Raw genomic sequence first — 23,375 nt, 5'->3', positions numbered from 1 at the left:
ATTATTTTCAAATAAATAGCTTTAATAATATTTCAATATTACAAAATAAATCATACTGGTATTCTATACCGATATAACCCCATGATAATACACCAACTGCATATCATCAACACATAATGAGAGCTAGGTATGATCCCCAAAAGACATAATATTAAAGATGTGTTTAATCAGCACTAAAAAGGATAAATTAAGGTTTAACTGCATCACCACTGCCACTTCCTGTAGCAGTCATTAAAATATATTTAAAATAATCTTTGATTGTTAAGCTATCAATCATCTTTTTATCTGTTTCAGCTAATAATTGTGGTGTCGACATATCAATATTCTGAACCTGAGCTAACCCTGTAACACCAGGTAAAACATCATAAACACCTAACTTATCGCGCTCAGCTATCAATTCTTCTTGATTAAATAAATTAGGACGAGGACCGACTAAACTCATCTCACCTTTTAAAACATTAATTAACTGTGGCAGTTCATCAATTTTTGTTTTGCGAAGAAAAGCACCAAGTTTAGTGATCGATGCATTACTCGCTAAATGACTAGCTACAGATTGAGTATCAACCGACATTGTGCGAAATTTTATTAATTTAAATGGTTGTTTATTTTTACCCACACGGGTTTGAATAAACACTGGTGAACCTGTATCAAATAAACCAATAACAACCACAATTAATAATATCGGCCATAAAAATAGCAAGCCGAAAAAAGCGGCTAGAAAATCAATTAAACGAAACATAAATATTAATCCTTTAATTTGCTTTGAAGAAAAGCATTCGCTGTTTGTTTAAAACCATCTTCAAGCGTTTGAGGCGGCTTCCATCCTAACGTGTCTTTAGTATGAGTAATATCAACTTGAAGAGAACCTAATAAACGACTAATTACATCTTCTTTACCAGTAACCTTTCCGACCAAGCGATAACAAGCTGTCGGAATTGGTACTTGCCATTGCGACTTACCTAAAGCCTTCGCCATCTGCTGAACCATCTCATTGGTTGAAACATCGTTATCGTCAGACACAAGGAAAACTTGGTTTGCAGCTTTAGGATGGTCAATACAAGTCACAATTAAATCAACTAAGTTATCAACCGAAACTAAACTACGCTTATTATCCTTAATACACCCAAAAGGTAATGGTAATCCTTTTGATACTAAATTTAGAAGTGAAGCAAAGTTAGCTTTAACACCTGGACCATAAACTAATGTTGGACGAATAATCACAACTTCCAAACCAGTATCTTTAGCTAGTTGTAATAGTTGTTCTTCTGCTTCTGATTTAGATTGACCATAAAAATCTTCAGGGGAACGTTGATCATCAAACTTGAAAGGCTTACCTAATTGAGTCGATTCACCATTTACTTTAATAGAACTAATAAAAATAAACCGCTTAACACCAGCCTCTACGGCTTGTCTGGCTAAGTTTAATGTTCCTTCAGTATTAACTTCACGATAATCATCAAGTGGGTTAGTAGATGTGTCATCCATGATATGTACACGAGCAGCACAATGAATTAAAACATCTACGTTAGAAAATGCTAATTTGTTATTAAAACATGATAAATTGTCACAATAAATATAATTGTCGCTCTCTTTAGATAAGGATAATTCCCTTATTAATTTTTTTACATCATGATTTTTTAATCTAGTACATAATCTAGAACCAAGAAAACCAGAAGAACCCGTTAATAATATATTCATAATCATTTTGAAATTAGAAAGGTTATAAAGCTTTTTATATACCAACGAAAATGTTTAGAAAATATATTTCGATTAGCATAAGCACCGTCATGAACTGCTTTTACCGATTTTAAAAAACAAACTGATTGATTATGTTGTTTCTTTGCTCGGTAACAAATATCAACATCTTCATAATACATAAAGTATTTATCGCAAAAACCATTTAGCTTCTTATATAAATCAGCTTTAAATACTAAAAACGACCCAGCAGCCCAATCAATAGTATCAAATTCTTTTAACTGCTTTTTATCATATTCGATGTTTGCTGGTTTATTAATAAACATTCTAAAAAAACCAGACCAAGTTGAAAAATAACGTAAAGATGGTTCATTTACATTAAAATCATGATCTTTATATAAATCTATTGTGAATAATTTATTATTATTATTATTCACCTTTGACATCATAAGTTCAAAATTATATTTATCAATTATAACATCTGGATTGATAACACAAAAAAGATCATCTCCATTCATTCCATTTTTAATGCAACAATCAAATACAATATTGTTATTATGTCCAAATCCAATATTTAAAGGAAATGAAATATAATTAAATCCAACCGAATCACAATAGTTTTTTAGTTTTAAACTACCAACATTATCTTTAATATAAATATGAACATTAGGTATAGTTAATAGCTCTAACAAATCTTCATTATTTATTATTAAATCATCATGATTATGACTTACTATAGATAAATAGATATTATTCAAATTAACACCATATCAATTAATAATGTACCATTTTTATCTTTATTTGAAAGAATTGGCTCAATATTTAATGGCCAATTAACTCCAATATGAGAATCAGACCAAAGTAAAGAATGCTCTGCGTTAGGATTATAATAATCCGTACATTTATAAACAAACTCAGCTTCATCACTTGTCACATAAAAGCCATGAGCAAAACCTTCAGGTATCCATAACTGACGCTTATTTTCAGCTGATAAATAAACACCTATCCACTTACCAAATGTTGGTGAATCTTTACGAATATCAACAGCGACATCAAAAACTTCACCAGAAACAACACGGACTAACTTACCTTGGGTATTTTCTGTCTGATAATGTAATCCACGTAAAATACCTTTTTTGGATTTAGAATGGTTATCTTGTACAAATTGGGTAGGCTTACCAGTAACTAATTCTTCAAATTTATTTTGATTCCAAGTTTCCATAAAGAAACCACGTTCATCACCAAAAACTTCTGGCTCAATAATTTTTACATCAATAATTTTTGTTTCAATTACTTTCATTTTACAACCCTAAAATCACCCAATAAATCATTATATAGTTTATAATAATTTTTACTCATTATCTCTACTGTATAATTATTACAATATTTATTGTAAATATCATTTCCCATATCAGAGCTGTAACTTTCTAAAATAGCTTTAACTAGACTATTAATATTATTTACATCAAAAAAAATCACTTCATTAGGAAATATTTCTTTAAATATATCTATATTAGATGCAACAACTGAGCATTTTTGTGCGGCAGCTTCTAATAAAGCTAAACCAAATCCTTCAGAAATTGATGGCATTATATACACGTCAAATAAAGACATATATTTATACGCATCTTCATGCCGCCCTAGTGTATAAAATCTATCGTTTACATTTAAAGATATGGCAAGTTCTTTCAATCTCAATAAATCTGGCCCATCACCAATTAGCATAAAATTAAGTCTTTCATCTAATGTAAGTGCATAAATAACCTGATCTAAACCTTTTAATTCACGAACGACACAACAGGTACCGATTAATATATTATTATCATTCTTTACCATCATAATTGACTCATATATACTATTATTCATACTTGAATTAACAATATTAAAGTCAATATCTCTCCCGTTATTTATGATTTCAAACTTATTGTTATAAAAAGGTAATATTTTATTATAACTTTTTTTAGATGTGCTACTAAGAACAATTAATTTATCAAAACTTGCCCATGATAATGACCAAAAAAAACCATATATACGAGACTTTAAAAACCCAAAAGTATCAAGTAAATCATCAAGGAAAATACTATGTAATGTTGATATTTTTTTTACTTTCTTATTAAATATAGTATGCAGAAAAACATACAAATCAGGCTTAAATAAATTAGAATGTATAATATCAAAATCATTAAAGTCTATTGGCTTAAAAAAGCTTATTTTTTTCGTCTTAACTGGAAAGTTAATAGGTGATTCTGATTCCTTAAGGTAAAATACGACAATACTCAAGTTAGAATCAATTTCTAATAAACCTTTTATAATATCTTTTATAACAAAACCTGGGGCCGTTGCTTTTAGTGAGGGTAATATAAATGCAATATTCATAATTTATTTCACACATACTTTAATTAAATATTTTATTATATCGATGATTGAACCCCATAAAAAGATATTCGCCCAGCATCTAATATTTAACTTTTCATTTCTAGTAAATAATAATTCTAACAATCCTTTACATAATAATTTTTTATCACCCTCTTTTTTTAAATTTGCATACTCTATTATTTGACTTATTAATAAATCATCACTGAAATTGTAATGTTTTATTATTGCTTTTACTCTACTCTCCATTTGTTCTTTACTATATACATTAGAAACCTGAGCATTATGATATCTATAATATAATAGTGGCTTTTGTATATTATATACCTCTCCTACTTGAGATAATCGAATGAAAAACTCGAAATCCTCTGCATGAGGGTAATTATCATTATAATTGATATTGAATTTTCTTATTTTATTTAAATCCAACATAACAGATGGATGACAAAATGGAGAACATGTTAATAATGCTAATTTACAGGATAAATTATCTTCTGGTAGTTTTATTTTCCTTTTTTTTGTACCAAAAATATTATAATTACTTCCAACAATAACAGCTCCTGTTTTCTTTATACATTCATATTGCTCTGAAAAACGAAATTGATTACATATATCATCAGCATCCATTCTAACAATATATTCACCTCTAGCGACAGAAAGACCAAAATTTAAAGTTTTAATTAATTTTAAATTTCTCTCATTCTTATACACTTTAATTCTAGAGTCTTCATTTTCTTTCTTAATTAACAGGTCATATGTTTTATCTGTTGAGCAGTCATCAATTATAATTAACTCAAAATCAGGAAAAGATTGATTTAAAACAGAATCTATAGCATCAACAACAAATTCTTCAGCGTTAAAAACCGGAAGTATAACACTTAATTTAGGAATTTTTTCTTCCGTCATTATTTTGGTCACTTTTCAATATTGAAACAATTAAACACACAAAAAATATCATTGAATTTACGGACACCAAGGTCATCATAACCTCACCTTTAAAACTTGAAACTAAATAAAGTATTAACAATCCAAGCCATAAAGAACCTAACAATTGTTTTTTTTCATAATTAAATAAAGGTGACAGTAAATTTAAAGTATATAAAAACGAAAATAATAAAAAGCTCACACCTCCATATATTAATAATCTTAAATATCCAACATCTGTATGCATATAATAACTACCATCCTCTCCCGTATAATGTCCAGTTCCCATAACAAAAGAACTGAATGGTAAGTCAATATTATACATCTCAGCTAAGCGAGTTGTTGAGTTCATTTGATGTCCATTTTTAAAAAACTCAAAAATATAATTAGTTATATTATTATCAATATTTATATCTTTTCCAACAAACAAAAAAACAGCAAATAATAAAGAGATAAAAAAACAAAGTACTAACAATTTTGATATGATTTTTAGTACTTTACTAAAACGAGAATTCAATATGAATACAATACTAATTAAGTATATTGCGCCAAATCGGCCAGAAATTAACATCGCTATATTCACTAAAAATATCTTTATAATATTAACAATTGAAATATTATTTATTGACACTCTAATAAAATAATGAATATAAATTATTAATACTACAGAAAATGATAACGATAAACCAAAAAACAACCCACCAGATAATGCATTACTTCTAATCCCATTAGAAAAAATATCTGCTGCTCGCACGACATCAGGATTGCGGTGGAAAATCTCTATGATTGGCTTTAATTGTGGTATAAAGAGTACTAAAAATATGATCAATGATTGAATAAAAAAAACAGTAAATAACGACTTCGTCATTTCAGAATAAGTGTCGTTTTTAAAATAACAAACAAATAAGTAAGCTAATGGGATACCACATAAGGATGATAAAAAACTATTTGTATACGTTTTGAAATATGTATAATCTCCAGTGCCATATATAATTGGATATATAGAAATCACCACATACCCAACAATAGATATAATTATAAATCTAAAAACATAATTAATGGGATTAAGTTGTATTTTCTGATTTCGTCTATATTTATAAATTAACAAATGAAACGACGCTAAAAAACCAACTAAAAATGTAGAATGATAAAAAACAGGTAAAGATAAAGAGAAGACAAACAAGAATAAATAAAAATTAAGCGTTATTTTTGTAAGAGATTTACTCATAAAACATAACCATTATAGATTACAATATTAATAAAGCCCTGAATAAGGGCTTTATCCTATTTAATACAACTATATGTAGTAATCAAATCACACTCTTTCAACCAACAGTCATTATATTTTTCTATTTTTTTATAATTGTTATCATATAAAAAAACATTTTTTCCTAATAAATAAGCTAAGATAAAACCATGCAGTCTATCTGTATGTACTACGTCATATTTTTCCACATAACTAATAGCATTATTAACATTATAATTTACCTGAACAAGCCAATTCTTAAGCATTAATTCACTAAAAAATGGAGTTCTTCTACTAGCATTAATAATACGTTGTATTACTACATCACTTGTACTACATAAATCAGACCAATCAAAGCTTCTCTTTTTTATATCTCTATTAAAAACAACACCTTCACAATCATTTCTAACTAGATTTAATATTCTCTTATTTTTACTATCAAGACAAACAACTTCTGACTTTTCAATTAAAGGATGAAGTGAATGAGCCATATCAGGCATTAGCACAACATTTTCAGTTAAAAGTTTAGCTATTTCAAAACTATCTTTATCTCTAACATACATTTTTACATTATTATGCTGTTTAAAAACATTAATACTATTTTCTAAATTAAGATTATTCTTATAGTAAATTGATTGTGGTAAAAATATCACACCCTTATTCTTAAGCTTTAATAATAGATTTTCTCTAGCAATTTGATGATCTAAATATATATCACCAAAATTACCACCGCCATGAACAAGAATAACATCACATTCTAATAGTTTTTTATAATTTATATTATTTTGTAAAGCTCTATATGTGACATTAAGCTCATAATCTTGAAAAAACTGCTCTGTACCTAAATATATTAATAAATCACCTGTATTATAATGACAAGGTATATCAATGTACCCTATTTTTTTATTTTTTAAGTCATCAGATATCTGATTATGAAGAGACTTTAAAAAGTCCAAATTGCTATCCCAACTTATAGCCATATATTAATCACCAATATTATTAAACTTAGATAAAGCCGTCGACAATAAAACATATAAACAGAGATAAAATTTACTATTAATATTATTTTTATGTAAATAAATAGATTTATGTAATATTTTAGAACTTATATTATTCAATTTAACCACGCTATCAGAAACTGGTTTCCTTTCTTGAATTGGTGGCAACACCTTATAATTCCCATATATTTTATATAACATACTCTCATTAAAGCCATTAAATTCTTTTTTTCCAATATAAACCTTATCTAAAGGGTATATTTCTTCATTTCCAAATTCTCCATCTATAGAGCACTCAAAATAGGGGTGAGAATAAACACATCCATCTTCGCACTCTAATCCATAATAATTATTGTACCAAAAAAGAAAATCACTCTTTGTATCGTATGATTTAATTATATCTTCAACTTCAGAAATATTAAGGTTATTCAATTTCCCATGAATAATATAATTTGCAACCCCTCTAAGTTTTTCATTCTGTCTAACATCTTCTTTTTTTATTTTATTTAAAGGCCGAATATCCACTTTCGGAGGAATTAAATATGAAAAAAAACGCCCTTTCATTTTTAAAAAATAGTTGCTTTTTTTTGCTAAGAAATTACAACAGCCATTATTTAGACTTTCATCAAAAAAATAATAATTACTATTTTTATCTTTATTAATACATCTAATCAATTTAAGGTAATCATCTTTCTTTAAAGATATATCAAGATCATCATCCCATGGTATAATTGAACTATCCCTATATGCCCCAATTAACGTACCGCCATCCAATGAAAAATCAATATTCTCACACTTGGAAATATTAGAAATATAATCTAATATTTCCAGCATATCATCTTGTATTAACTTGATATTTTTAATTGAATAATACTCGATATTATCTTTTACTAAATACATTTTTCCGGCCTAGTAATAAATCAACAGAATATATAAACCTAGCTACAGCAGTAATAACCTCAGGTAATACATATAATAAACAAAAGAAAGTGATTGCATTAATATCAACAAATCCTAGAAGATACATACAAAGCACTAAAATATAAAAAGCAACTCCAAAATAAACACTTTTATTATATTCACGCTCCTTGTTGAATACAATTAACGTTGATGCACCAAGAACTAATGTTATTACATTAAATGGAATATATAAAACCAATATATTAATTACTAACATAAACTCATTATATGATGACAAATTAAAAAATGCATATATGTTTTTAGAAAAAAACAAGATACCAAGGCATATTAAAACAGATAATCCCGTCAAAACAAATAATGCAACTCTATTGTATTTTATATTTTTACACCTTAATGATACTGGGTAAAAAACCTGAGAAAATATCTGAAATGGCGTTTTAAAAACAGTAATAACTTTATTGGCAATATCATATATAGCTAATGAGTCCAATCCAACAAATAACCCTATCATAATACTAGAGGTATATTCGGTAATCGCAGTTGCTATTCTTGAAAAGAAATAAGGTACTGATTTTAAAATTACATCTTTAATTTCATCAATACTAACCAATATTAATTTATATCCAACTTTGTAAATCAACACAATAGAAGATAAAAAACCCACTATATTTACAATTAGCAAAATAGACACATAGTTAATCAAATCATTTTGTTCATTAACAAAAACAAAAACGAATAATAATGACACCACCTTTACTAAGGCATTTATTATACTAATTATTTTTATTTTTTCTATCGCCTGATAGAACCAAAATGGTGTCATATTATAAATAATCAATTGGAAAAATATAACAACAGCAACTAAATAACTATGTTTGGAATTAATAAAAACAAAAACAAAACTAAAAACACAAAACGATATAAAAAACAGAATAAACTTAACATATAAAACAGAGGATAATATCATGTTTGTTCTTTTTATATTACTTCTATTCTCACCTATAACCTTTACAGCAGTCAAATCAAAGCCTTGATTTATAAATATAACAAAATACAATGAAATTGCATTAATAAAAACAAACCAGCCATAGTTATTCAATCCAATTGTTTTTATCAAATAAGGATAAATTAAGATTGGAAAACCAATGTTAATCATTTGAAATAAAGATAAGTAAGAAAAACCAACAAACATATTGGTTTTAAAGAATCTACTTGCAATACTCATTCTTTTTGCCTTTATTTATGATAAAAACATGTATTGATTTTATAAATAAAGCAGTAACCAGTAATAAGCTACCCATTGAAGATGCAGCTGCTAAGTTACCCGAATCATCCATATTTAAAATCACGATAGACGCTAATATGGTATTAGAACCATAAAGGAATACCACTGCAGATACGGTAGTTAATGTATTAACAAACAGATAAAAGAAAATATCTAATAACGTTAATTGTGATAATGGAACAATAACTCTAAAGAAAGTTAACCATTGAGGAACAGAAAGCGAACGTCCTACATGCTCGTAGTTTGATTCTAAGCGTCCAACGGTACTATTAAAGGTTAAGAACGATACCGAGAATAAATGGACAATGGTATTAAATGCTAAAATAGCAAAAGTACCTTGCCATGCATTAAGCCATGAATCAGGACGGTTAAATGCAAATATATATGCAAGACCTAATACCGTACCAGGGATACTCAAGGGTAATAACGCAAAGAAACGAACCAGCCCTGTAATAAACTTAGGTGCAGTTGCTCGTAGCGAAACATAACTGGTAAAAAACGTAATGATGACACCAAAAACAGCGACCATTACCGCTAATATCAGTGAATTCCAATAAGGTTGCCAGCCATAACCAAAAGCATCAAAATCATAGTTAGCCCACGTAAAGCTAAAGTCATAAGGCCAATAGGAAATTAATGAGCCCCAAACAACAACACCAATCACCATAAGTAAAGCAGCACAAGGTAACCAGCATACGATAGTTAATAACACATCTCGCAATGTTGATGGATTAACGTCTTGAACAGTTTGATTATTCGCTAAACGTGCTTGTTTCTTACGTGCCCAACCATCTACAAAGAAAGCCATACAAGTGGGTACAATTAACACGAGGCTAATGGTTGCCCCCATCGAAAAATTCTGTTGTCCAATAACTTGTTTATAAATTTCAGTCGCTAGCATGGAATATTGCCCGGCTAACACTTTGGCAATACCGAAATCCGTCATCGTTAGGGTAAAGACAACAAAACAAGCACTAATAATACCGTAAGCACTATTAGCAAGCGTAATTGACGTAAATTGTCGCCAAGAACTCGCCCCTAAACAGCTCGCGGCTTGATAAAGACGTGAATCAATACCGCGTAATGTGGTGGTCAATAACAATACCGCATGAGGTAAGGTAAAAATTATCCCGCCTAATATCACCCCTATTGGACCATATAAATCAAAGTCGGTTAAGTATTGTGAGATTAAACCTTGCCCACCTAATAAGTAAATTAAACCTAAACATGGAAAAATAGAGGGCACAAATAATGGAATTTGAATCAGTGCTTGTAGTGCATGTTTACCCCATAATTGACTACGGACTAAACCAAATGCAACCATAAATGCAATACTGACACTAACCACCATCACTACAAGACTAACAAAAACTGAATGCAGTAATGCATCCACTAATCCTGAGTTAGAAAAGTAATTAATAAAGTTTTTAAAGCCAATATATTGACCATCATTATTACTAACACTACGAATTAATAATTGTTTTAGTGGCTCACCTACCCCGCTCCATAGAAATACCAAGGGCAACGTTAGCAATAATAATCCACTGAGTTGAGACTGCTTTTTCTGAAATAAAGTTGTCACACTCATGATAAAACACACCATGATTCAGGTGGCATAGTAATAGCAACCAGCGTATGCTCAAAAAGCCTATTGTCTTGGAAATACTGGTAAGGCACATCAGCATATAATTGAGTGCTTTGATCGCTCATCAATAATTCTAAGCGATAAAAAGCGCCCATTAAATGCCAACACATAACACGAACCACTAACGTATGCGGGCGTTGTAGGTTTTCTTCTGTTGCAAGACGAACCTGGACTTGCTCGTAACGCACACCAATCGTTTTTCCTTGTGCCCATTGCGGAATCGACAGCATATTCATACTACCGATAAATTCACCAACAAAACGATTTTCAGGCGTTAAATATAATGATTCCGGTGTACCAATTTGTTCAATACGGCCTTCATTCATTACTACGATACGATCAGCCAGTGCCATGGCTTCTTCTTGATCGTGTGTCACCATGATCACAGTAATACCAAGTTTACGTTGTAACGTTTTTAATTCATTGCGTAACGTGACTCGAACTTTTGCATCCAAAGCGGATAACGGCTCATCGAGTAATAACAAGCGAGGATTATTCGCAATCGCACGCGCTAACGCTACGCGTTGTTGTTGACCACCAGATAATTCAACAGGGTAACGCTGGGTAATATGCGGTAAACCAATTAAGGTTAATAATTCATCGGCTCGCTCATTACGTTTTGCTTTATTCCACTCTTTTCCACGTAGACCATAAGTAATATTATCGCGCGCCGTTAAATTGGGAAATAAAGCATAATTTTGGAAAACAATGCCAAATTTTCTTTTTGATGGTGTGAGGTAGGTAATATCTTCATCAAGACACATCACCTTACCTTGTTCAGGAAAGTGCAGACCCGCAATGATATTTAATAAAGTTGTTTTCCCACAACCAGAAGGACCAAGAAAACAAATAAATTCGCCACGTTTGATCGATAAAGAAATACCATGCAATGCACGATATTCTTCATAATCCTTAATGACGTGATCAATAGATATAAAGCTCACGTAATTCTCTCACAAAATAAACAATCAGAAGATTTAATATGGAATAGTGATTAATTTAACTCGTACTTATCACGCCATTGTTGAATTAATGTTGAGCGATTATTAGCAGCCCATTTAAAATTATTTTTAATCATAGCGTTGTAACTGATTTTACCTTCAGGTGTTATAAATTCTTCTCTAGAAGGAATACCTGAAAAAACAGCCCCAATTTTTGCCACAGCGTCTGAACTAACCCAATCAACTAATTTTTTAGCTGCTTCAAGATGTTTTGTCCCTTTGATGATCGCTGCCGCTTCCATATCCCAACCAATTCCACCTTCAGGAATAACCAAATCGATAGGAGCTCGACGCTTGATTAATGTGTGAGCAAATGAAGATGAAGATAAACCAATAGCTACTTCACCTTGAGCTGCCATGCTGCATGGTTTAGACCCCGAATGAGTATACATCTTAATATTTTTATTTAAGGCATCCTGATAAGCCCACGCTTTCTTTTCGCCCCACATTTGAATCCAAGCAGATATATTCATAAAGCCTGAACCTGAAGACGCTGGGTTTGGCGCTGCAATTAAGCCTTTATAAATAGGGTTAGTGAGATCTTGCCATGTTTTTGGGTACGGTAAGTTGTGTTTTTTCATCACAAACTTATTAATGCAAAGAGACGTTGCCCATGCATTAGTTCCAACCCAATGAGGTGGAGTATTATTATCTTTCATTTGAGATGATAATAAATCGTAACCTTTAGGCTTATAAGGTAACAACATACCCTCTTTATCAAAGATAAGTAGACTACTTGCAGCAACACCAAAAGCAACATCTGCTTTTGGATTTTCTTTTTCAGCTAATAATTTAGCCGTAATAACACCTGTAGAATCACGAACCCAATTAATTTTAATATCAGGATTTTGTTTTTCAAATTCTGTTTTATAACTATTTAATAGCTCAGGTTCTATGATTGTATAAACAGTTAATTCTGTCTTAGCCAATGCAGAAAAACTCACCACCGCACAACATAAAGCCAATAATTTTTTTTTCATTTAATCCAACTTAAATTCACTTTTGATAGTATTAATCAGCATGTGAGCTATCTTATCTGAAGGACCTTTTTGGCCATTTAAGTTCATTGATACCAATGAATCTAAAACACGTTCACGTAATTCAGAACTACTCACGCCTTCAGTACGAGGTAATATCACTAATTTTTCTTCAGGGATATGGTTAACGTTGTCACAGCCATGAACTAATAAGTCAATATTATGCTCAATTAAAAAATCATTATCGATAAGCCAATTACAAGGAACGACTTCATCCACATAACGGATGCTTTCTAATACTTCTTTACGCTCATAATAAGATAGTTCAGAGGTGTAGCCTTTTTTTGTTTGAATTTCATCGTCAGTTGTAAGCGCTACAACAACATGCCCCATTTCATTAGCTTGTTTTAATAAACGAACATGACCATGATGAATAAGAGTGGCTGACATATCGACCATAATGCGTTTTTTCATAAAAATCCTTAATATCTAACAATCAAAAAACATTTAATAATTTCAATTTCCAATCACTTGCTGAAATATTAAATATTGTCATTATTTTTTTTGTATTCAACTTTGAATTCATAGGACGTTTTGCTGGTGTCGGATACTGTTCAGTTTTAATCCCTTTTACGTCAGGAGATTTAATTAAAACATTTTGCTCAATTGCTTTATCAAAGATAACTTGAGCGAATTCGTACCAACTTACATGTGGCATACCAGAGAAATGATAAATACCATAATTATCACTATTAAATTCATTTTTTGAATTAGTGATAGCTTTGGCTATTTTAATTAATGCCTTGGCAATATCCCCCGCATAAGTTGGCCCTCCAAACTGGTCAGCAACAATATCTAATGAATCTCTTTGCTGCGCTAAACGAAGCATTGTTTTTACAAAATTATTACCGTCTTCACCAAATACCCATGCGGTACGTAAAATAATGTGGCGAGAGCAAGCATTAATAACGGCTTCCTCACCCGCTAATTTACTCTCACCATACACGCCTTGTGGGTTAACAGTATCTGATTCGCTATATAATCCGTCTTTATCACCCGCAAAAACATAATCTGTCGATATATGTAATATTGCAGCACCAACTCGCTCAGCAGCTTGGGCTAAATATTTAGGTCCATCTCGATTTATGGCATAAGATAATTCAACTTCATTTTCCGCTTTATCAACTGCGGTATGAGCTGCTGCATTAATAATAATATTTGGCATAAAATCATTAACAGTTTTAATTACCTCTTGCTCTGAAGTAATATCAAGTTGGTCTCTATCAACAGCTAAAAATTCAATCTCAGGGCAAGTAGATAACTGTTTTACTAAACAACTACCTACTTGGCCATTGCAACCTGTAATTAATACTTTCACAATGTTTATTCACTTTTTATTTATTTTCAGAAACAATGCGCATTAAATACTGACCGTATTCATTTTTCATCATTGGCTCAGCGAAGAGCTGTACTTGTTCTGTCGTTAACCAATCATTACGCCATGAAATTTCTTCTAAGCAAGCAACTTTCAGTCCTTGAATATTTTGTACGGTTTCAACAAATGATGCTGCTTGTTGCAAACTTTCATGGGTACCTGTATCAAGCCATGCAAAGCCACGACCTAATAGCTCTACATTCAATGAGCCATCATTTAAGTACATTTCATTAAGTGTAGTTATTTCAAGCTCACCACGGTGTGACGGTTGAACTTGTTTTGCCATCTCAACAACACGATTATCATAGAAATATAATCCTGTGACTGCATAATTTGATTTAGGTTGTTGCGGTTTTTCTTCAATAGAAATGGCTTTCATATTGCTATCAAATTCAACCACACCAAATCTCTCTGGATCATGTACTTGATAACCAAAGACAGTAGCAACACCTTGTGATGTTAACTCTTTAGCATGACTTAGCTGTTGTCCAAATGATTGACCATAAAAAATGTTATCGCCAAGCACTAAACAAACACTGTCTTCACCAATAAACTCTTCACCAATAATGAATGCTTGTGCTAAACCATCAGGGGATGGCTGAATCGCATACTCAAGATTAATACCAAAGTCAGAGCCATCACCTAATAAGCGACGAAAACTTTCATTATCTTCAGGAGTAGTAATGATCAGAATATCTTTAATACCCGCTAGCATTAATGTTGATAATGGGTAAAAAATCATTGGCTTGTCGTAAATAGGTAATAACTGCTTTGAAACACCGCGAGTAATTGGATAAAGACGAGTACCTGAACCGCCCGCTAAAATAATGCCTTTCATGTTATTTCCCTTCACTCTTATTTGTGCCAGCACCTAAACGTTCAAAACTGTATGAGCCATCTAATACACGGCTCCACCATTTTTGATTAGCTAAATACCATTCAACCGTTTTACGAATACCTGATTCAAAGGTTTCAGCCGGTTTCCAGCCAAGTTCACGGGCAATTTTAGATGCATCAATCGCATAACGGACATCATGCCCAGGGCGATCTGTTACGTAAGTGATTAAGTTTTGGTATTCCGTTACGCCTTGCGGTTTATTTGGCACTAACTCTTCAAGTAGTGAACAAATTGTTTTCACCACTTCAATATTGGCTTTTTCATTGTGGCCACCAATATTATAGGTTTCACCAATTTCGCCTTTAGTGACTACGGTATACAGTGCTGATGCATGATCTTCTACATATAGCCAATCACGAATTTGCATTCCATCACCGTAAACAGGTAATGCTTTACCGTCTAAGGCATTGAGAATAATTAATGGAATTAATTTTTCAGGAAAATGATACGGGCCGTAATTATTTGAGCAGTTAGTTACAATCGTTGGTAAACCATAAGTACGAAGCCATGCACGGACTAAATGATCGCTTGATGCTTTAGAAGCTGAATACGGGCTTGATGGCTCATAGGATGTTGTTTCAGTGAACAAGTCATCAGTACCTTCCAAATCACCATACACTTCATCGGTTGAAATATGGTGAAAACGAAATGCTGATTTACGGGTTGCTTCTAATTGATTCCAGTAAGCACGAGTTGCTTCTAGGATGGTATAAGTGCCAACGATATTGGTTTCAATAAAAGCTGCAGGACCATCGATTGAACGATCAACATGGCTTTCAGCGGCCAAGTGCATGACTGCATCGGGTTGATGCTCGGCAAAGACGCGATCTAACTCAGCGCGATCACAAATGTCCACTTGCTCAAAGGCATAACGATCATTATTTTCAACGGTAAGTAATGATTCTAAGTTTCCTGCGTAAGTTAATTTATCTACGTTAACAACACTGTCTTGAGTATTATTAATAATGTGACGAATAACAGCTGAGCCGATAAAACCAGCGCCACCAGTAACCAAAATTTTCACAGAAAACGATCCTTTTTGTTTATAATTACAGCACCAATATTCAGCATCCATTGGCACTCTTAGTGTGAGTTTCACGATGGGTCGAGACTCATTTATTGAATAATTTCATCAGGCCAACTCAGTGTTTTTAGGAGCCTGAGACACAAAACATGAAATTTGAGCCATAAAAAAGCACTAGCTGTCGCAGCTAATGCTTTGTTATAAAACAAGTTTGTATGTTATTTAGCGATTGGAGGGAATAGGTCCAATCTAGGGTCTAGGGTCTAGGGTCTAGGGTCTAGGGTCTAGGGTCTAGGGTCTAGGGTCTAGGGTCTAGGGAGATTATTCCTTCTCAATCGTCAATCAGTGAAAATATTAACTCTACAACACGTGATAAGTAGATTCCCTATCTCGTTCGTAATCTCACTGTAGGGAATGACGATGGTTAGCTCGAACATTCACTATTAAGAGTGACGAAGGTTTAGGCGCTTTTTCTCGTACCTAGACCCTCGTCCCTCTAAACCTGTTATCTACTTATTATCACTCGCGTAACTGTAGTTGTAATAACCGTAGTTACCGCCATAAGTTGAGCTTGCCTTGCGAACCACGGCGTTAAGAATACAGCCTTTAACTTCAATACCATTTTGTTCAAAACGATTTTTAGTCACTTCAATTTCTTTAACAGGGTTTAAGCCAAAACGCGCCACAATCATGGTTGTGCCTGCATGAGCACCCACAATGGCAGGATCAGTTACCGCTAGAATTGGTGGTGTATCCACTAACACTAAATCGTAATTTTCAGATGCCCAATCTAATAGTGTTTTTAAACGCGGGTGCATTAATAACTCTGATGGGTTAGGTGGCACCGCGCCACGAGCAATAAAATCTAACCCTTCAACACCGGGGGATTTAATTACTTGTTCAATCGTTTGTTGACCACTTAAGTAATCCGCTAATCCCGGCTTACTATCAACACACATTTGACGTTCCATGCGACCTTTACGCATATCGGCATCGATTACTAATACGCGCTGGCCGCCTTTGGCCATTACTGCTGCCATGTTCGCTGATACAAATGACTTACCAATACCCGGACTCGGACCTGAAATCATCACAATATTATTACGTGCTTCCATCATCGCAAAGTGCAAACTAGTACGTAAACTGCGCAGTGCTTCAATTGATAAATCCGCAGGGTTAGATACTGCTAGTAATGCTTGATTTACTTGTAGTTGCTGTTTTGATTTAAATTTCTTTTCTAAATCGGTTTGCCAATTTGATAATGGAATCGAGGCATAAACAGGTAAACCTAATGCTTCAATTTCATCAGGGCTTTCAACACCACGGTGCAATGCTGCACGTAAGAAAGCAATCGCCACGCTTAACATACCGCCAAGTAAGGTTGCTAATACCACAATTAACGCTTTTTTAGGCTTCACTGCTTGGCTATAAACTTGGGCAGTATCTAATATGCGTACATTACCGACCGTACTGGCTTTAACAATGTTCAGCTCTTGCACTTTATTAAGCAGTTGCACATAAATCTGTTGATTAACTTCAACATCACGGGTTAAACGTAAAACAGCACGTTGGGTTTTTGGTAAGGTCTCAATACGTTTATTTAACCGTTTTTGCTCTTTCATTAATGTTTTACGTTTATCCATTAATGAAAGGTATGCTGGGTGCTCTTTAGTAAAACGTTGTGAAATATCGGTTTCTTTAAAGGTTAACTGATTTAGCTGTGATTCCAATGCCACCATGGTTTCAAGGGCTGATTTTGCTTCTAAACTTAAATCAACTGATTCATTCTGTTGGCGATAACTATTAAGTTTATCCTCCGCCGCCATTAATTGAATTTTAATTTCAGGTAGATGTTGCTTTAAAAACACTAAGCTATTTTCAGCTTCTGCTGAATTGCGCTCTACGTTTTGTAGAAAGTAATTTTTGCTGATGTCGTCAACAATCGCTTTAATATCAGCGCGATTTTCACCAGTCATTGATAATTGCAAAATACCGGTTTGTTTACCTTGCTCTGCAACGGCTAAATTACGTTGTAGATTTTGAATTGCATCTAAACGACTAATTTTTGCTAATGCGAACTCAGCACCGTTCACTGCTTGTAAATCAGTAATAAATAGTTGGTAACCGTTCGCTTGCGCTAACTCGCCCACTTTACCGATTAATACTTTGCGGCCATCACTGTCGTTTAGTTGATATTGACCTTGCTCGGCATCCGTTACTACAATCTGATAACCACCTTGTTCACGACCATTTGCAACAGTAAAACGTGAAACATGAATAAAGTGTTGCTCACCCATTAACCGCGCCCAACCTTTACCCACTACTGGGAAATATTCAGGGCTAACGACAGTGGTAAGGTTTAATTTATCAACCGTTTCACCTAATACCATGCGAGATTTGATGATTTCTGTTTCAGTGGTTGCGCTTGATTCACCGCCACCAAACATATCCGCCATATCACCACCAAGGGCTGGCATGCCTGAACTTTTCGCTTCAATCTGAATGAGCGCATCAGCTTTATAAATGGGTGTCGCTAACAATGCATAGCTAATGCCGACAATAGCAAAGATAAAGGTGGTAATAATAATTAGCCAACGGTTATCAATTAAAATACCAAACAGTTTACCAATATCGACTTCATCCGTTCCTGGAGAAATATTCGGTTGAGGGTTTTGGGTGATACTCATAAAAATCCATAGGAAAATAAGGGACGAGGTTTAAGGGATGAGGGTTTACTCAATTTAAACTTCATCAATAATAAATACAGAATTAAGGGACGAGGAAAATAAAATGCAAAAGCAAAATTTAATTCGACCCTGTAAATAATTCGCTCAAACTTGAGCCTTACTGATATCTAAATACTTTTCGCCAAGTATTTGATATAACCGCCAATCATCTTATTTACTTGATCGGCTTCATCTAATAATTTATTTGCTTGTTCTGCTGACATATAACCAAAATCTTTCGCCATCATTAACTGGGTATATAATTCAGCACAAGAACCTTTAGAAAAATAAAGAAAACGAATAAAATCTTTATTACTGCCACGCTCAGAACCTTCTGCTATGTTAGAAGGAACGGACACACTAGAACGACAAATTTGATCTTTAAACCCATAGTCTTTACATTCAGTCATCAATGCATAAACTTTTTTTGATAATAAATAACTTCGTTTCCATACCTCTAATTCTCTAAAGCGCATAGCAATCCTTTGGTTGAGGTTTTGAGGTTTTGAGGTTTTGAGGTTTTGAGGTTTTGAGGTTTTGAGGTTTTGAGGTTAAAGATTTAAACGTTTACCTTATATCTTCTACCTTTTTTCCTGCTCTTACCTATATTTCCCTTCCCCTGTTCTTCCTCTATACCTTCCTTTCCCTGCTCTTCCTACTCTTAACTACAACTTCTTCGCCCACGCTGTTGCAGCTTGATCAATTAAATCATAAGCATGATCAAAGGCTTCTTTACTTAGTCGATAAGGATCGGGAATATCCTGCTGACCAATCCATTGTCCAAATAACATCGTTTTTCCGCGGGCTTCAGGCGCAATACTGGTTACTGCGTCGATATGGCCTTTTTCCATCACTAGAATTAGATCAAAGTCACGGCATAAATCGCTGCTAAGTTGCTGTGCTTGGTGACCTTCAAGAGAATAACCATGCGCAAGTGCCACTTCAGCTGCCATTTTATCGGCAGGTTTACCTGATAAACCACTTTTTGCGGTGCCAACACCTGCTGAGGCGATATGTTTATTCGGTAGTTTTGCTTGCAGAATACGTTCGCCAGAGGGTGAACGACAGATATTACCCACACAAACAACAAGAATTTTATTGAACATAGGAATAGGGTTCGAGTAAATAGGGTTTAAGGGACGAGGAAGAGCAGGAGCAAGCAAAAGCAGGAGCAAGCAAAAGCAAAAGCAAAAATAAGGGTTTAAGGGACGAGGGACTGAGGAATATAAAGATCAGGAACGCGATTTTTAGGGACGAGGGAACAATGTTTGCTTGTTACTCTTCCTATTTTCACCTTCTTTTCCTGTTATTCCTATTCTTACCAGCCCTTACCTTTCTTCCCTTCTCTTCCTCAAATCATTACTTCAAATTCATGTAGTAATTCATACCTTCAGAAAGCTGATTAAAGCTACTGATGGTTGGTACTAACTGTTGAATCACGCGGTTCCAACGTGCAATAGGCGCTGCAGTCACATACACCACATCATATGGCTGTAATTCAAATTCAGTACCAATCACTAATGCGGTCGCATCTTTAATGTTTAACTGATAAAGGTTAATCGCAGGCACATACGGGGTTTTATTTAAATCCGCAGGGTTAGTACGAATAACAAATACCCCAGTTGCATCTGCTTGTAATTCATTAATGCCGCCAACGCCACTTAACGCTTCGGTTAAGCTCATGCCTGCGCGATCAATCTTAAGTAATTTAGGCTCTTTAACTTCACCTAACACAAACACTTTTTGTGCATCATTACGTGGCACATGAACAATGTCGCCATTACGTAATAATCGGTTTTGAGTTAAATCACCACGTTGCATTAAAGCATATAACGATAAGGTTTGATCTTTACCATTACGGGTTAACGTTACATGGCGCCAATCAGCATCTGTTGCTAAACCGCCTGATTTATTAATCGCATCAAGCAAGGTTAATGGCACATTGGTAATCGGTTGTTGAGCTGGGTTTTTCACTTCACCTGTGACATACGCTTTTTGTGCACGGAATGCCGCTACGTTGACATCAACTTGTGGTTTTTCAACATATTCAGCTAAGCGTTGGGCAATGTCACTGCGCACTTGCGAGACAGTTTTTCCTGCAACTTGCACTTTACCAATGTAAGGATAAAAGATAGTGCCATCAGCATGAACCCAGTTACCCGCTTCACTTGCGCTACGGTAAGAACCTGCAGGAATGGTTAATTCAGGGTGATCCCAAATCGTAATATTTAAAATATCACCAGCACCAATATGGTATTCATAATCCGCTAATTCTTGTTCAAGTTGAACGTTAACCTGCGCAGCAACTTTAGCAACTTTAAATTGGCTAATATTATTAACGGTTAACGGAAATACATTCACTTGTTGATCAAGTGTTGGTTGCTGAGGGTTAACTTCAGTAACGTGTTTACCATCAAGACTTAGATGCGATCCCGGCATACTACAGCCCGCTAACATTACAGAAGCGACTGCTGTGACAAGTAATTTTTTTGATAATTCCATTAGATTAAGTTCATTTCAGCATTGATGGAAGATAATTGAAAAGCAAAAAGGCATGCTACCGCCCTAAGGTTACAGCCCCTCATTTGCTTTAAAACGATAAGTTTTTTTTATTGATAACAGATAACAAAGATACCGAGCACTCGGCGACAACCAACAGCATACTTACTCAAAACAGTCTAAATAAATATCACACATAGCATTTACACTGGTTATGTAGCAGTGGGATTCTACTTAATTTACATATAAAAAGAAATATAAAAATATGTCCATTTTATATCCTTACCACATCAAAAAAGACATGTAACTAACTGTAAACAAAAGGCGAACATAAAATAACTAACTTTTCAATGCATTCACAAGTACAATTACAACAAAAACACCATAACCTAGATCAATGTCACACTTTATACACATGAATGCGCATAAAGCAAAAAAATGTCACACTGGTTCATGCTGTTATTCAGTATAATTACTCACTTAATGCAATAATAAAAAGCAGTAAAGAAACGCCATTTTATTGGCGACCTATATGTTATTTTTATCAATAAGGATTTACATCATGAAAAAGAACGCACTTGTTCTTCTAGCCGCTATCGCTATGTCTTCACCAGCATTTGCTGGCGGTTTTGTTGCAGACGACGCTGCACCAGTAGAAACATCAGTAGCACCAACAGGTGAAGCTGCTGGCGTAACAACAGCTGGTACAACAGCAGCTGGCACAACAGCAGCCGTTGTTGTTGGTGGCGCAGCAGCAGTTGCTGCAATCGCACTTGCAGCATCAGATTCAAACAACACAAACTCAACAACGACTTCTACTTCTACTTCTGTTAGCGCAGCAAAGTAATTGATGACGTTTAACCTGATAAACATTTAGGTTAATAAAGGAATAACCGTGCTCGCCACGGTTATTCTTTTTTATCAGCTATTCGATTATTGCAATCTATAGCTCAATTAGAATGGCATATCGGAAGCAACCCCATGCTTAAAAAACTTATTTCTCATCCCATTTCAAGGTTGTTGCTGTTATCTGCGACAGCATTATCAATTACTGGTTGCAGCCAAAAAATAACCAGTGTTAACGATACGGTACGCCTTGCTGTACAAGGTACCGCTGATGTTCATAAATCAGCTTATGACATTGCTCAGCTTCCTTATGCCAGCACCTATGTTCGTATAAATAACCAATCGCAGTTATTTATGGTGCTCGCACTAGCAGAATCAGCGTCAGGTGAAACCATCACTCATGCTGCTTCTAAAGCTTCTGCCCCACACGTTTCGCCCCCGCAACTAAAATGGCTTGCCAGTGATAACGGTATGCTCGTTACTCAAAGTGGACGGATTATAAAAACTGTTAATTTAAGTGAGGGGAATTTGTTAGCAACCCACAGTAAGAGTGCAGATCCATTAGCTTTAGGATTGCATCTAGCAACAACTCCAAAGCAATGGCAGCGCAGTGTTGACTGGCAACCGGGTTACCACAGTGGTTATCAATTAGATTCAGTGTTTGTGTTTGATCATGCAGAAGTATTAACCATTAATGACAAATCAGTTCCAGTGTTGCGCTTTAATGAAAATGTATCGGTTAAACAATCTAATCAACATTACAGCAACACTTTTTGGGTTGAACAGCGTACGGGTAAAGTCATCAAGAGCCTGCAATATATTGCACCGTCTTTACCGAGCGTTGAAATGACAATTCTGAAACCTTTTAGCTAACGGTAGCGT

General features: G+C 33.9%; 23 protein-coding genes. 2 read left to right on the top strand and 21 right to left on the bottom strand.

Going from position 1 to position 23,375, the window contains the following annotated elements; all coding sequences use genetic code 11:
- Nucleotides 1-187: 187 nt before the first annotated feature.
- The 21 genes from ACJZU6_RS05930 to ACJZU6_RS05830 all read right to left on the bottom strand — a co-directional run bounded on the left by ACJZU6_RS05930 (nucleotide 188) and on the right by ACJZU6_RS05830 (nucleotide 21,650).
- A complete protein-coding gene (locus ACJZU6_RS05930) occupies nucleotides 188-739 on the bottom strand; it encodes a sugar transferase (protein WP_408900792.1) in 552 nt (183 codons plus the stop codon).
- A gap of 5 nt (nucleotides 740-744) precedes the next feature.
- Nucleotides 745-1,698 (bottom strand): UDP-glucose 4-epimerase family protein, encoded by a 954-nt coding sequence (locus tag ACJZU6_RS05925; RefSeq protein ID WP_408900791.1) that lies wholly within the window; start codon nucleotides 1,696-1,698, stop codon nucleotides 745-747.
- Between the two features lie 2 nt (nucleotides 1,699-1,700).
- A complete protein-coding gene (locus ACJZU6_RS05920) occupies nucleotides 1,701-2,453 on the bottom strand; it encodes a hypothetical protein (protein ID WP_408900790.1) in 753 nt (250 codons plus the stop codon).
- The gene (gene rfbC / locus ACJZU6_RS05915) at nucleotides 2,450-2,995 is read right to left on the bottom strand and encodes a dTDP-4-dehydrorhamnose 3,5-epimerase (protein ID WP_408900789.1); all 546 of its coding nucleotides are present in this window, start codon (nucleotides 2,993-2,995) and stop codon (nucleotides 2,450-2,452) included. The genes ACJZU6_RS05920 and rfbC overlap by 4 nt, the downstream gene beginning before the upstream one ends.
- The gene (locus ACJZU6_RS05910) at nucleotides 2,992-4,071 is read right to left on the bottom strand and encodes a glycosyltransferase family 4 protein (protein WP_408900788.1); all 1,080 of its coding nucleotides are present in this window, start codon (nucleotides 4,069-4,071) and stop codon (nucleotides 2,992-2,994) included. Before ACJZU6_RS05910 ends, rfbC begins: the two co-directional genes overlap by 4 nt.
- Nucleotides 4,072-4,074: 3 nt before the next feature.
- Complete coding sequence (locus tag ACJZU6_RS05905) at nucleotides 4,075-4,974, bottom strand: glycosyltransferase family 2 protein (RefSeq protein WP_408900787.1); 900 nt, start codon at nucleotides 4,972-4,974, stop codon at nucleotides 4,075-4,077.
- Nucleotides 4,952-6,220 (bottom strand): hypothetical protein, encoded by a 1,269-nt coding sequence (locus ACJZU6_RS05900; protein WP_408900786.1) that lies wholly within the window; start codon nucleotides 6,218-6,220, stop codon nucleotides 4,952-4,954. Before ACJZU6_RS05900 ends, ACJZU6_RS05905 begins: the two co-directional genes overlap by 23 nt.
- A gap of 56 nt (nucleotides 6,221-6,276) precedes the next feature.
- Nucleotides 6,277-7,218 carry a polysaccharide pyruvyl transferase family protein gene (locus ACJZU6_RS05895; RefSeq protein WP_408900785.1) on the bottom strand — a complete coding sequence of 314 codons (942 nt, stop codon included), beginning with the start codon at nucleotides 7,216-7,218 and terminating at the stop codon, nucleotides 6,277-6,279.
- Nucleotides 7,219-7,221: 3 nt separating this feature from the next.
- On the bottom strand, nucleotides 7,222-8,136 hold the full coding sequence (locus tag ACJZU6_RS05890) for a LicD family protein (RefSeq protein ID WP_408900784.1): 915 nt from the start codon (nucleotides 8,134-8,136) through the stop codon (nucleotides 7,222-7,224).
- Nucleotides 8,117-9,382, bottom strand: coding sequence for an oligosaccharide flippase family protein (locus tag ACJZU6_RS05885; protein WP_408900783.1), 1,266 nt, complete (start codon nucleotides 9,380-9,382; stop codon nucleotides 8,117-8,119). Before ACJZU6_RS05885 ends, ACJZU6_RS05890 begins: the two co-directional genes overlap by 20 nt.
- Nucleotides 9,366-11,030, bottom strand: coding sequence for an ABC transporter permease subunit (locus ACJZU6_RS05880; protein ID WP_408900782.1), 1,665 nt, complete (start codon nucleotides 11,028-11,030; stop codon nucleotides 9,366-9,368). The genes ACJZU6_RS05885 and ACJZU6_RS05880 overlap by 17 nt, the downstream gene beginning before the upstream one ends.
- Nucleotides 11,027-12,031 carry an ABC transporter ATP-binding protein gene (locus ACJZU6_RS05875; RefSeq protein WP_408900781.1) on the bottom strand — a complete coding sequence of 335 codons (1,005 nt, stop codon included), beginning with the start codon at nucleotides 12,029-12,031 and terminating at the stop codon, nucleotides 11,027-11,029. The genes ACJZU6_RS05880 and ACJZU6_RS05875 overlap by 4 nt, the downstream gene beginning before the upstream one ends.
- 50 nt (nucleotides 12,032-12,081) lie before the next feature.
- Nucleotides 12,082-13,068 carry a putative 2-aminoethylphosphonate ABC transporter substrate-binding protein gene (locus ACJZU6_RS05870; RefSeq protein WP_408900780.1) on the bottom strand — a complete coding sequence of 329 codons (987 nt, stop codon included), beginning with the start codon at nucleotides 13,066-13,068 and terminating at the stop codon, nucleotides 12,082-12,084.
- Nucleotides 13,069-13,539 (bottom strand): adenylyltransferase/cytidyltransferase family protein, encoded by a 471-nt coding sequence (locus tag ACJZU6_RS05865; RefSeq protein ID WP_408900779.1) that lies wholly within the window; start codon nucleotides 13,537-13,539, stop codon nucleotides 13,069-13,071.
- Nucleotides 13,540-13,561: 22 nt separating this feature from the next.
- Nucleotides 13,562-14,446 carry a dTDP-4-dehydrorhamnose reductase gene (gene rfbD / locus ACJZU6_RS05860; RefSeq protein ID WP_408900923.1) on the bottom strand — a complete coding sequence of 295 codons (885 nt, stop codon included), beginning with the start codon at nucleotides 14,444-14,446 and terminating at the stop codon, nucleotides 13,562-13,564.
- Nucleotides 14,447-14,459: 13 nt separating this feature from the next.
- A complete protein-coding gene (rfbA, locus tag ACJZU6_RS05855; RefSeq protein ID WP_408900778.1) occupies nucleotides 14,460-15,338 on the bottom strand; it encodes a glucose-1-phosphate thymidylyltransferase RfbA in 879 nt (292 codons plus the stop codon).
- A gap of 1 nt (nucleotide 15,339) precedes the next feature.
- Entirely contained in the window at nucleotides 15,340-16,422 is a 1,083-nt protein-coding gene (rffG, locus tag ACJZU6_RS05850; RefSeq protein ID WP_408900777.1) for a dTDP-glucose 4,6-dehydratase, read from the bottom strand.
- Nucleotides 16,423-16,931: 509 nt separating this feature from the next.
- Entirely contained in the window at nucleotides 16,932-19,109 is a 2,178-nt protein-coding gene (locus ACJZU6_RS05845) for a polysaccharide biosynthesis tyrosine autokinase (protein ID WP_408900776.1), read from the bottom strand.
- 167 nt (nucleotides 19,110-19,276) lie between these two features.
- Nucleotides 19,277-19,624, bottom strand: a complete 348-nt coding sequence (locus ACJZU6_RS05840; protein ID WP_107213923.1) for a four helix bundle protein — start codon at nucleotides 19,622-19,624, stop codon at nucleotides 19,277-19,279.
- A gap of 189 nt (nucleotides 19,625-19,813) precedes the next feature.
- Nucleotides 19,814-20,254 (bottom strand): low molecular weight phosphotyrosine protein phosphatase, encoded by a 441-nt coding sequence (locus ACJZU6_RS05835; RefSeq protein ID WP_408900775.1) that lies wholly within the window; start codon nucleotides 20,252-20,254, stop codon nucleotides 19,814-19,816.
- Between the two features lie 253 nt (nucleotides 20,255-20,507).
- On the bottom strand, nucleotides 20,508-21,650 hold the full coding sequence (locus ACJZU6_RS05830) for a polysaccharide export protein (protein WP_107276990.1): 1,143 nt from the start codon (nucleotides 21,648-21,650) through the stop codon (nucleotides 20,508-20,510).
- A gap of 559 nt (nucleotides 21,651-22,209) precedes the next feature.
- On the opposite strand from ACJZU6_RS05830, the gene ACJZU6_RS05825 reads away from it, so the two are divergent.
- Nucleotides 22,210-22,494 carry a hypothetical protein gene (locus tag ACJZU6_RS05825; protein WP_408900774.1) on the top strand — a complete coding sequence of 95 codons (285 nt, stop codon included), beginning with the start codon at nucleotides 22,210-22,212 and terminating at the stop codon, nucleotides 22,492-22,494.
- Between the two features lie 134 nt (nucleotides 22,495-22,628).
- On the top strand, nucleotides 22,629-23,366 hold the full coding sequence (locus ACJZU6_RS05820; protein ID WP_408900773.1) for a YjbF family lipoprotein: 738 nt from the start codon (nucleotides 22,629-22,631) through the stop codon (nucleotides 23,364-23,366).
- Nucleotides 23,367-23,375 lie beyond the last annotated feature (9 nt).

Source organism: Photobacterium piscicola, assembly GCF_046058925.1.
GTDB classification, from domain to species: domain Bacteria; phylum Pseudomonadota; class Gammaproteobacteria; order Enterobacterales; family Vibrionaceae; genus Photobacterium; species Photobacterium piscicola.
Note: the sequence above shows the minus strand (reverse complement) of the source record. Positions and strands in the feature narration are given on the sequence as shown.